The following is an 11,741-nucleotide window of genomic DNA, read 5'->3' on the forward strand; positions in this document are numbered from 1 at the left end:
CTGAACATAAACATCACGTTGCGCCCAAAAATTTCCGCAGCGCAGCAGCGACTTTAACTAGAATGCCGGGTTCCCGTGCGCCCACCCGGTGCGCGGGAACGTACACGGTCGCCGCAACAAGCGATCGCCCCATGTTCAAGAGAGGATACCCATGTCTCGCTACGTCATCCCGTTCGAACAGCTGCGCATGACTGACGTCGAAAGCGTCGGTGGCAAGAATGCGTCGCTGGGCGAAATGATCAGCCAGCTCCCCAAGTCCGTGCGCGTTCCCGGAGGTTTTGCCACCACGGCCGAAGCCTTCCGCGAGTTCCTGGCACAGGACGGCCTGGCCGGTCGCATCCACGCTGCGCTCGACGCGCTGGATGTCGATGACGTCAATGCGCTGGCCCGCACCGGCGCGCAGATCCGTCAGTGGATGATGGACACCCCGTTCCCGGCCCAGCTCGAAGCCGAAATCCGTAGCTTCTACGCGCAGCTGGACGCCGCCGGCAACGGCTCGTTCGCGGTGCGCAGTTCGGCCACCGCCGAAGATCTGCCGGACGCCTCGTTCGCCGGCCAGCAGGAAACCTTCCTGAACATTTCCGGCATCGACAACGTGCTGCACGCGATCCGCGAAGTGTTCGCCTCGCTCTACAACGACCGCGCGATCAGCTACCGCGCGCACAAGGGCTTCGTGCACGCCAATGTGGCGCTGTCGGCCGGTGTGCAGCGCATGGTGCGCTCGGACAAGGGCGCCGCCGGCGTCATGTTCACGCTGGACACGGAATCCGGCTTCCGTGACGTGGTGTTCGTCACCGCCAGCTATGGCCTGGGCGAAACGGTGGTGCAGGGCGCGGTGAATCCGGACGAGTTCTACGTGCACAAGCCCATGCTGGCCCAGAACCGCCCGGCGGTGATCCGCCGCAATCTGGGCAGCAAGATGATCAAGATGGAGTTCGCCGCGACCGCCGCTGCGGGCCGCAGCGTGCAGACCGTGGACGTGGCCGAGGCCGACCGTCACCGCTTCTCGCTGAGCGACGAACAGGTGCTGGAACTGGCCCGCTATGCGATGACCATCGAAGCGCACTACGGCCGCCCGATGGACATCGAGTGGGGTCTGGATGGCGTCGACAACCAGCTCTACATCCTGCAGGCGCGCCCGGAAACGGTGAAGTCGAACGAAGTCGGCATGACTCAGCAGAAGTTCCGCCTGAAGCAGTACGGCAAGGTGCTGGCCAGCGGCCGCGCCATCGGCCAGAAGATCGGCGCCGGCCCGGTGCGCATCGTCGATGACGCGTCGCAGATGGACAAGGTGCAGGCCGGCGACGTGCTCGTCACCGACATGACCGACCCGAACTGGGAACCGGTCATGAAGAAGGCTGCCGCCATCGTGACCAACCGCGGCGGCCGTACCTGCCACGCGGCCATCATCGCGCGCGAACTGGGCATTCCGGCCATCGTCGGCTGCGGCGACGCGACCGAAACGCTGACCGAGGGCGAGGAAGTCACCGCCAGCTGCGCCGAAGGCGACACCGGCAACATCTATCGCGGTCGCCTGGACTACGAGGTGGTGACCTCCGACCTGTCCAATCTGCCCGATCTGCCGCTGAAGGTGATGATGAACGTCGGCAATCCGGAGCTGGCCTTCGATTTCGCCCAGCTGCCGAACGCCGGCGTGGGTCTGGCCCGCCTGGAATTCGTCATCAACAACACCATCGGCATCCACCCGAAGGCGATTCTGGAAATCGATCAGGCGCCGGCGCGTCTGCGCGAGGAAATCCGTCGCCGCGCCCGCGGCTACGCGAGCCCGGAAGCCTTCTTCGTCGACAAGCTGGTCGAGGGCGTGGCCACCATCGCCGCCGCCTTCTGGCCCAAGCCGGTCATCGTGCGTCTGTCCGACTTCAAGTCCAACGAGTACAAGAAGCTGCTCGGTGGCGACATCTACGAGCCGGACGAAGAGAACCCGATGCTGGGCTTCCGCGGTGCGTCGCGCTACATTGCGCACAGCTTCCGCGACTGTTTCGAGCTGGAGTGCCGCGCCATGCGCCGCGTGCGCGACGAGCTGGGCCTGACCAACGTCGAACTGATGGTGCCTTTCGTGCGCAACACCGGTGAAGCGGCCGAGGTGGTGAAGCTGCTGTCCGAGCACGGCCTCAAGCGCGGCGAGAACGGTCTCAAGCTCATCATGATGTGCGAGATTCCGTCCAACGCGCTGCTGGCCGAACAGTTCCTCGAGCACTTCGATGGCTTCTCGATCGGCTCCAACGACCTGACCCAGCTCACGCTGGGCCTGGACCGTGATTCCGGTCTGGTCGCCGGTGCATTCGACGAGCGCGACCCGGCGGTCAAGCAGCTGCTGTCGATGGCCATCCGCACCGCCAACCGTCTGGGCAAGTACGTTGGCATCTGCGGCCAGGGGCCGTCGGATCACGCCGACTTCGCGCTGTGGCTGATGGACGAAGGCATCCAGAGCGTGTCGCTGAATCCGGACACCGTGGTGGATACCTGGCTGAAGTTCGCCGCCCACGGCAAGGAAAAGCAGGGCTGACGACGGGATTGCGGCGCGCCCTGGCGATTGCCGGCGGCGCGCCGCCTGTTCGCGGGTGGGTAACCCATGCGGACATGATCACCGGCCGGCGTACCGGCAACCGGCGAAAAAAAGCGCACCGCAGGGTGCGCTTTTTTATTTGGCGGGCTGTCCGGAGACAGCCTCAAACCGCTCGAAAAATCAGAGCGGCTTGATTTCCGAAGCCTGCAGACCCTTCGGGCCACGCGTCACTTCGAACGACACCTTCTGGTTTTCTTGCAGCGAACGGAAGCCATTGCCCTGGATCGCGGAGAAGTGCGCGAACAGGTCTTCACCGCCGTCGTCCGGGGAGATGAAGCCGAAACCTTTGGCGTCGTTGAACCACTTGACGGTACCAGTTGCCATGTGTGTATTTCCTTTGAAACTGAGTTGTGAACAAGTCACCGCGTCATGCGATGACCGTAGCGCAGGGAAACCTCAAGGGGAATATGGCAAGCGGAGTACTGACTTGAAAATCGAGAACCGACGCACAACACGTTCATGCTTGAAATCACCTACAGCCGTGCTTATACGGGAATAGTGCGCGCGACGCAAACGATATTTGCGTATCGCCGCTGACTTCAGCTCTGGCGCAGGCCTGACGTTAGAGACATGGCCGCTCGCTGACCTTACGAAACGGAGTGCGGAAGGGGGCGGCAGCCGTGGTCCATTCCGCTTGAGGGCTTGCGGATTTCGGGGGCATGATGGCTTGATCCGACTATCGTCTATTCGTTGCAGGAATGCCTGCGTGCATACCCTTTGCAAGGCGCTGCTGTGGTGCGCTGCCTGCGTGCTGGCTGGCTGTTCCGACGGCGGGCCGAAGGTGATTCTTCCGCAGTACGCGAGCCCGGCGTCGGCAGAGCCGGCGCATGTGCTCATTCTGGGTATCCACCCGCTGCACAATCCCGGGCGGCTGGACGCCATGTACGGCCCTCTGGTGGCGGCGGTCAGCGATGCGGTGCCGGGCGTCACGCTGCGCCTTGAAGCGTCGCGCGACTACGCGGAGTACGAGCGCAAGCTGCGCGACGGCCGTTTCGATCTTGCGCTGCCCAATCCCTATCAGACCGTGGTGGCCGCCGCGGCGCAGTACCGGGTATTCGGCAAGGTGGCCCGTGACGACGATTTCCGCGGCCTCATCATCCGCCGCCGCGACAGCGCCGTGAGTCAGCCTTCCGATCTGCGCGGTGCCGCCTTCAGCTGTCCGGCCCGCACCGCGGTGGCGGCCTGCATGCTGCCGCTGCTCTGGCTGCAGCAGAACGGCCTCGATGTCAGACGCGATCTGGAGGTTCGCGAAGTGGGCTCGCAGGAATCCAGCATCCTCAACGTGGTGCAGGGGCGCGTCGCGGCGGGCGCGACCTGGCCGCCGCCCTGGCGGGCCTTCCAGAAGGATTACCCGGAGCTGGCCGCCCAGGTCGAGGTACTGTGGCAGACCGATACCCTGCCCAACAACAGCCTGATGGCACGCCGTGATCTGGACGAAGCGCTGGTCAGTCAGGTGGCGCAGGCGCTGTTCGAACTGTCGTCCACGCCGGCCGGACAGGCGCTGCTGGAAAGGGCCGAGATTGCCGGTTTCGAGCCGGCGAACGCTCTGACCTATGCGCCGGTCGGCGTCATGCTTGACCGCTACAGGACGGCGATCGGGGAACTCCGGTGATGTTCAGCGAAACCGTGCGTCGCCTCCTGTCCGGCAGTCTTTCGCGTCGTCTCGCGCTCGCGATATCGCTGGTGCTCGGCGGCCTCATCACGGTGTTCGTGATCGCGCAGATCCGTCACGAAAGCGAGGTGCTGCTGGAGCGCTCGCGCGCGTCCCTGCTGGCCGAAGTCGATCTGCTGTCGCGCAGCGGCCGGGAATGGGTACTGTCCAGCGATGTCGCCGGGCTGGATGAATTGCTGGCCCCGGTACGCAGTGCCCCCGGCCTCGAATACGCGATGTATCTCGACGCGTCCGGTCGTGTTCTGGTGCATTCGGAACCGCGTCGGGCAGGCGAACTGCTGGTCGATCCGCTCAGCCGTGCCGCGCTGGCCGATACCGCTGCCGGCACGCGCCTGATCCAGCAGACGCGTGACCTGAGCGACGCCCTGGCGCCGGTGCGGCAGGGCGAACGGCTGATCGGCTGGGTCCGGGTCGCCCGCAATCACGGCGCCGAGGTGCTCGCGCTTCGCCAGGCGGTGCGCGACGGCGTGCTCTACGCCTCGGCCGCCCTGCTGCTCAGCGCGCTGCTGGCCATGGTGCTCGCCCGTGGCCTGACCGGCGATCTGAGGCGGGCGCAGCGGCTGTTCGAGCGGGTGAGGGAAGGGGATCTGTCGGCGCGCATCCAGCATCGTCGGCGCGACGAGCTGGGTGACCTTTTTTCCGGCATCAACGACACGCTGGATGCGCTGCAGCGCAACGAACACATCCTCCAGCTCACCCAGGAACGGCTCGAACTGGCGATCAGAGGCTCGAACGACGGCATCTGGGACTGGGATCTGCTCAGCAACCACGTCTACTACTCGCCGCGCTGGAAACAGATGCTGGGCTACGCCGACCATGAGCTGGACAACCGGCCGGACACCTTCCTCGACCGTGTCCACCCGGACGAACTGCCGCTGATGCTGGACCGCATCAACGATTACCTCGAAAACCGTGTGCCGGCATTCGAACTGATCATCCGTGCGCGCCATCGCGACGGCAGCTGGCGCTGGATACTGACGCGCGGTCTGGCGGTACGCGGTCGTGACGGGCGCGCGCTGCGCATGAGCGGTACCCATACCGACATCACGGCGCTGAAGCAGGCAGAGGCCGGCCTGGCGCTCGAGCGTTCGCGTCTGTACAGCCTGCTGGCCCATCTCTACACCGGGGTCATCATGGAAGACCGGGACGGGCGCATCGCGGTGTGCAACCGGGCCTTCTGCGAACTGTTCCCGCTGGTCGAGAACCCGGGCGAGCTGGTCGGTCGCCGGCGCGAAGAGGTGCTGACCGAGGTGCGCGGGCAGTTCGATGACGGCGATGCGATGCTGCAGCGGATCGACGCGATCCTGCAGCGTGGCGAGCCGGTGATCGGCGAACGGGTGCAGCTCGCCGACGGACGGGTGATCGAGCGCGACTGCCTGCCGATCCGGGTCGGCGAACTGCGTCAGGGCGTGCTGTGGACCTTCCGCGACATTTCTTCCCGGATCCGGATGGAGCGCAGCCTGGCCGCGGAAAAGGAAAGGTTGCGGGTGACCCTGCTGTCCATCGGTGACGCGGTCATTTCCACCGATGCATCCGGCCGCATCGATTTCCTGAACCCGGCGGCGGAAGCCCTGACCGGCTGGCGCAACGAGGACACCACCGGACGCCGGCTGTCCGAGGTGCTGCAGCTGATCGATCCGGTGCTCGGGCGTCCCCGGCCCGACCTGGTGGAAACCCGCCTGGAGGCCGGCGCGGCGCCTGGCGCCGGCGAATCCGTCATCGTGGCGCGCGACGGGCAGGAGAGGGTGGTGGAGCACGCGAGTTCGCCGATCCGCGACGCGGTCGGCGACATCAGCGGCACGGTTGTCGTGCTGCACGACGCCACCGACCGCTACCGCATGCAGGAGCGTCTGCGCTGGCAGGCCACGCATGACCCGCTGACCGGTCTGGCCAACCGTGTGCTGCTCGAGGACAGGCTCACCCAGGCGATGGCGCGCGCACGGCGGCAGGACAGGATGCTCGCGGTGTGCGTGCTCGATCTGGATGATTTCAAGGCGGTCAATGATCGTCTTGGGCACGAGGCCGGCGACGAGCTGCTGCAGGAAATCGCGCGCCGGCTCGAACATTCGGTGCGTGCCGACGATACCGTGGCGCGCCTGGGCGGGGACGAATTCGTGGTGCTGCTCGGGGCGCTCAAGGATGTCGATGAAATGGACAGCTGCCTGCAGCGCATGCTGGAGGCGCTGGCCGCACCGGTCGCCATTTCCGGGGAAGAGGTGGTCACGCCGGCCAGCATAGGCGTGACCCTGTATCCGCTGAACGACAGCGACGCCGATGCGCTGCTGCGCCATGCCGATCAGGCGATGTACGAAGCCAAGCAGAGCGGCGGACGCTGTTACCGCCTGTTCGATTTCCTGAACAGCCAGGTGTCGGTGGAGCGCCTGCGACAGCGCGAGCGGATCGGGGAGGCCATCAGCCGCGGGGAAATGCGGCTGCATTACCAGCCGCGGGTGGACATGCGGGAAGGTCGCATGATGGGCGTGGAGGCCCTGGTGCGCTGGCAGCATCCGGAAGACGGTCTGCTGCCGCCCGACCGCTTCCTGCCGCTGATCGAGCACGATCCGGAAATTCACCGTCTGGGCGAGTGGGTGATCCGCACCGCGCTCGCCCAGCTGGCGGCCTGGCGCGCCGAAGGTGGCCGCTTCGGCGTGTCGGTCAATATTTCGGCGCCGCATCTGCTGTCGCCCGGCTTCGTCACCCGGCTGTCGGAACTGCTGGCCGAACAGCCGCTGCTGCCGCGCCAGGCGCTGGAAATCGAGGTGGTGGAATCGGTGGCGCTGGACGACATCGAACGCGCGGCCGCGGTGGTGCGCGACATCCGGCGCCTTGGGGTGCGGGTGGCGATCGACGATTTCGGCGTCGGCTATGCCTCGCTGGGCTATCTGCGCAGGCTGCCGGTCGATGTGGTGAAGATCGACAAATCCTTCGTGCTCGACATGCTCGAGGACGAGGACGATTTCGAGGTGGTGCAGGCGGTCATCGCGCTCGCGCAGGCGCTGCGGCGCGAGGTGGTGGCCGAAGGCGTGGAAACCGCCGAGCACGGGCTCATGCTGCAGCGCCTGGGCTGCAGCCAGATCCAGGGCTACGGCATCGCCCGCCCGCTGCCGGCGGACGCACTGATGCCCTGGCTGGCCGCATGGCGACCGGATCCACGCTGGGCGGAATGGCAGCAGTCAGGCAGCGGCAGCAACGATCTGCCGCTGTTCTCCGCGGTGCGCGAATTCAATCGCTGGACCGAACAGGTGCTCGGCCTGGCTGAAGGCCGCCCGACCCGGCTGGCTGACGAAGAGATCCGCGACCCGACGCGTTGCCGTTTCGGCCTGTGGTTTCATGAGGGCGGCCAGCAGCGCTATGGCGATTTCGAGGAATACCGCGCGGTCGATCGCTCACACCGTGCGCTGCATGAACTGGCCGTCCGTGTTGCGGACAGCAGCGCACACGGTGACTGGGCGGCGGCGCAGGCGGCCGCAGTCAAGCTGCGGGCTGCGCGCGATGAACTGAGCGTGCGCATCGAGGCCCTGCAGCGCGCGGCTCGCCGCCGCGCGCTGACCGATCTGTAGAGGCGGCGTTTCAGTCCGCCAGCAGTACGCCGCGCTCGCGCAGACGCAGCATCAGTTCATCCACGCACTGGTCGATGCTGCGGTCGCTGGTATCGATGCGGATTTCGGCGTTCTCCGGTGCCTCGTACGGTGAATCGATGCCGGTGAAGTTCTTGATTTCGCCGCGGCGCGCCTTCTTGTACAGACCCTTCGGATCGCGCTCCTCGGTCACCGCGATCGGCGTGTCGACGAAGATTTCGATGAACTCGCCGTCTTCCATCAGGCTGCGCGCCATCCGGCGTTCGGCCCGGAACGGAGAAATGAAGGCGGTCAGCACGATGAGGCCGGCATCCACCATCAGCTTGGCCACTTCCGCCACCCGGCGGATGTTCTCCACCCGGTCGGCCTCGGTGAAACCCAGATCCTTGTTCAGGCCGTGCCGCACGTTGTCGCCATCCAGCAGATAGGTGTGGCGGCCCTGCGCGGACAGTCTTTTCTCGATCTGGTTGGCCAGCGTCGACTTGCCAGCGCCGGACAGGCCGGTGAACCACAGCACGCAGGGCTTCTGGCCCTTCATCGCGCCGCGCGCCGCCTTGTCCACATCGACGTGCTGCATGTGGATGTTGTGCGAGCGGCGCAGCGCGAAGCGCAGCATGCCGGCACCGATGGTGGCGTTGCTCAGGCGGTCGATCAGGATGAAACCGCCGGTTTCGCGCACCGACTCGTAGGGGTCGAAGGCGATCGGCCGGTCCAGGCTCAGCTTCACCTGCGCGATCTCGTTCAGCGCCAGCTGTTTCGCCGCCAGATGTTCCAGCGTATTCACATTCACCTTGTGCCGGATTTCGGTCACCGTGGCGGTCACCGTGCGCGTGGCGGTCTTCAGCAGATAGGCGCGGCCGGGCATCATCGGCTCGTCCTGCATCCACACCAGCGTGGCTTCGAACTGGTCGGCCACCTCGGCCGGTGCATCCTTGTGCGAAATGACGTCGCCGCGCGAAATGTCGACCTCGTCCTCCAGCACCAGCGTGACCGACTGGCCAGCGATGGCGCGCGGCAGGTCGCCGTCGGCGGTGACGATGCGCTTCACCGTGCTGGTGCGGCCTGAGGGCTGGACGCGCACCGGTGCGCCCGGTTCGATCACGCCGCTCGCGATGGTGCCTGCGAAGCCGCGGAAATCGAGATTCGGCCGGTTCACCCACTGCACCGGCAGCCGGAAGGGGCCCTGCAGGCGTCGCTTCTGGTCGACCTCGACCGTTTCCAGATAGCCCATCAGCGTGGGGCCGTGGTACCAGCCCATCTGTTCGCTGGGTGCGGTGATGTTGTCGCCCCTGAGCGCCGACATCGGAATGGCGACGATGTCCTCCAGCCCGAGCTGGGCGGCGAAGGCGCGGTAGTCGTCGAGGATGCGCTGGTAGGTGGCTTCGGAATGGCCGACCAGATCCATCTTGTTGATGGCGACCACGACGCGCTTGATGCCGATCAGCGACACCAGATAGCTGTGGCGGCGGGTCTGGGTCTGCACGCCGTGGCGCGCATCGACCAGGATGATGGCCAGATCGGCGGTCGAGGCGCCGGTGACCATATTGCGGGTGTACTGCTCGTGACCCGGCGTGTCGGCGACGATGAACTTGCGCCGGTCGGTCGAGAAGAAGCGATAGGCGACGTCGATCGTGATGCCCTGCTCGCGCTCGGCGGCCAGACCATCGACCAGCAGCGCGAAGTCGAGGTCACCACCCTGGGTGCCCACCTTCTTCGAGTCGGCTTCGAGTGCGGCCAGCTGATCCTCGAACAGCATTTTCGATTCGTACAGCAGGCGGCCGATCAGCGTGCTCTTGCCGTCGTCGACGCTGCCGCAGGTGATGAAGCGCAGCAGGCTCTTGTGCTCGTGCTGCTTCAGGTAGGCGCCGATGTCCTGCGCGATGAGGTCGGATACGTGTGCCATCAGCAGGCCTCCTGCAGGGCCGCCCCAAAGACGGCCTGAGCCCCCTCGAGGGGCAACGAACGAATGTGGGTGTGGGGGCGCATCAGAAATACCCCTCCTGCTTCTTCTTTTCCATCGAGCCGGCCGAATCGTGGTCGATCACGCGACCCTGACGTTCCGAGGTCTTGGTCAGCAGCATTTCCTGGATGATTTCGGTCAGCGAGGACGCGTTCGACTCGACCGCGCCGGTCAGCGGATAGCAGCCGAGGGTGCGGAAGCGCACGTTGCGCATCTGCGGCACTTCGCCGGCACGCAGCGGCATCCGGTCGTCGTCGACCATGATGAGCGTGCCGTCGCGTTCGACCACCGGGCGCGGGGCCGAGAAGTAGAGCGGCACGATGGGAATGTTCTGCAGGTAGATGTACTGCCAGATGTCGAGCTCGGTCCAGTTCGAGATCGGGAACACGCGGATCGATTCGCCCTTGTGCTTGCGCGCGTTGTACAGGTTCCACAGCTCCGGGCGCTGGTTCTTCGGGTCCCAGCGGTGCTGCGCGGTGCGGAAGGAGAAGATGCGCTCCTTGGCGCGCGACTTTTCCTCGTCGCGGCGCGCACCGCCGAAGGCCACGTCGAAGCCGTACTTGTCGAGCGCCTGCTTCAGGCCCTCGGTCTTCATGATGTCGGTGTGGATGGCCGAGCCGTGCGTGAACGGGTTGATGCCCTTGGCGACGCCGTCCTCGTTGATGTGCACGATGAGGTCCATGCCGAGCTTCTTCGCCATCTCGTCGCGGAACTGGTACATCGCCCTGAACTTCCAGGTGGTGTCCACGTGCAGCAGCGGGAAGGGCGGCACCGCCGGGTAGAAGGCCTTCATCGCCAGGTGCAGCATGACTGCGCTGTCCTTGCCGATGGAATAGAGCATGACCGGGTTTTCGGCCTCGGCCACCACCTCGCGCATGATGTGGATGCTCTCGGCTTCCAGCCGCTGCAGGTGGGTCAGGGTGTCGGGATCGATGTCAGGGGTGTTCGCAGCCGTATGTGCCATGGTCACTCTCGCAGGGATGGCCGGATGATGGCCGAGTGCACGGGCGCCCGCGTTCGACGGCGTCACGCCCGGCGGTCGATAGTCGCCGCCCGCGGCGCCATTCGTCACGGACTTCACGCGGCAGCCGGTTCAGACTGTGCGCCGGCCAGCGTTCCCGCGGGCCACGACAGAGGCGGCCGGCCACGGCCGCCGGGGATGGCGGATGACGGATCGAGCTGAACTGAAGGCGCTGCACGCGGCGCTGCTGGACATCGTGCGCGAAGCGGGCGCATGCGTAATGGCGGTCTATGCGACCGATTTCGACGTGGCGGACAAGGCGGATGCGTCACCGGTCACCGAGGCCGACCGCAGCGCGGATGCGCTGATCGTCGCGCGGCTGAAGACGCTGACGCCGGACATTTTCATCGTGTCGGAAGAGTCGACCGAAGCCGGTCAGCGCCCGGCAGACGGCGCACCGTTCTGGCTGGTCGATCCGCTCGACGGCACGAAGGAGTTCATTAATCGCAACGGCGAGTTCACGGTGAACATCGCGCTGATCGAGAACGGCCAGCCGGTGCTGGGCGTGGTGCTGGCCCCTGCGCTGGGGCGGTTGTTCTCAGGCATCGTGGGCGAGGGCGCCTGGCTTGAGGATGAGGGCGGGCGGCGCGAAATCCGCTGCCGGATACCGCCGGCCGAGGGTCTCACCGTGGTGGCCAGCCGCTCGCACGGCGATGCGGCCGCGCTGGACGCCTATCTGGCCGGCCGCAATGTGGCCGATGTGCGCAACGCCGGCTCGTCGCTGAAGATCTGTCTGGTGGCGGCCGGCGAGGCCGACGTCTATCCGCGTCTCGGACGTACGATGGAATGGGACATCGCTGCCGGACACGCGGTGCTGGCCGCCGCGGGCGGCCGCATCGAACAGGTGGAGGGTGCGCCCTTCACCTATGGCAAGCCGGATTTCGCGAATCCGCATTTCGCTGCCTGGGGTCTGGGGGCCTGAA

7 protein-coding genes are annotated in these 11,741 nt (G+C 66.0%); 4 read left to right on the forward strand and 3 right to left on the reverse strand.

Annotated features, from left to right (window positions below):
- The first annotated feature begins 151 nt into the window (after positions 1 to 151).
- Positions 152 to 2,527, forward strand: coding sequence for a phosphoenolpyruvate synthase (gene ppsA / locus METUNV1_RS03330; protein ID WP_008058824.1), 2,376 nt, complete (start codon positions 152 to 154; stop codon positions 2,525 to 2,527).
- A gap of 180 nt (positions 2,528 to 2,707) precedes the next feature.
- On the opposite strand, the gene METUNV1_RS03335 is transcribed toward ppsA, so the two are convergent.
- Positions 2,708 to 2,911 carry a cold-shock protein gene (locus METUNV1_RS03335; protein WP_008058826.1) on the reverse strand — a complete coding sequence of 68 codons (204 nt, stop codon included), beginning with the start codon at positions 2,909 to 2,911 and terminating at the stop codon, positions 2,708 to 2,710.
- Between the two features lie 382 nt (positions 2,912 to 3,293).
- Between METUNV1_RS03335 and METUNV1_RS03340 the strand changes: the two genes are divergently transcribed.
- Positions 3,294 to 4,199: a phosphate/phosphite/phosphonate ABC transporter substrate-binding protein gene (locus METUNV1_RS03340; protein WP_008058827.1), complete on the forward strand. Its 906-nt coding sequence runs from the start codon at positions 3,294 to 3,296 to the stop codon at positions 4,197 to 4,199.
- On the forward strand, positions 4,199 to 7,819 hold the full coding sequence (locus METUNV1_RS03345) for an EAL domain-containing protein (RefSeq protein WP_008058829.1): 3,621 nt from the start codon (positions 4,199 to 4,201) through the stop codon (positions 7,817 to 7,819). Before METUNV1_RS03340 ends, METUNV1_RS03345 begins: the two co-directional genes overlap by 1 nt.
- Before the next feature lie 10 nt (positions 7,820 to 7,829).
- Here the strand turns inward: METUNV1_RS03345 and cysN are convergent, their stop codons facing one another.
- Both cysN and cysD read right to left on the reverse strand, forming a co-directional pair.
- Positions 7,830 to 9,740, reverse strand: coding sequence for a sulfate adenylyltransferase subunit CysN (cysN, locus tag METUNV1_RS03350; protein ID WP_008058832.1), 1,911 nt, complete (start codon positions 9,738 to 9,740; stop codon positions 7,830 to 7,832).
- An 82-nt stretch (positions 9,741 to 9,822) separates the two neighbouring features.
- On the reverse strand, positions 9,823 to 10,761 hold the full coding sequence (cysD, locus tag METUNV1_RS03355) for a sulfate adenylyltransferase subunit CysD (RefSeq protein ID WP_008058834.1): 939 nt from the start codon (positions 10,759 to 10,761) through the stop codon (positions 9,823 to 9,825).
- A 202-nt stretch (positions 10,762 to 10,963) separates the two neighbouring features.
- On the opposite strand from cysD, the gene cysQ reads away from it, so the two are divergent.
- Positions 10,964 to 11,740 (forward strand): 3'(2'),5'-bisphosphate nucleotidase CysQ, encoded by a 777-nt coding sequence (cysQ, locus tag METUNV1_RS03360; protein WP_008058835.1) that lies wholly within the window; start codon positions 10,964 to 10,966, stop codon positions 11,738 to 11,740.
- The last annotated feature ends 1 nt before the right edge of the window (position 11,741 follow it).

The sequence above is a fragment of the Methyloversatilis universalis FAM5 genome (assembly GCF_000214035.2).
Classification (GTDB): domain Bacteria; phylum Pseudomonadota; class Gammaproteobacteria; order Burkholderiales; family Rhodocyclaceae; genus Methyloversatilis; species Methyloversatilis universalis.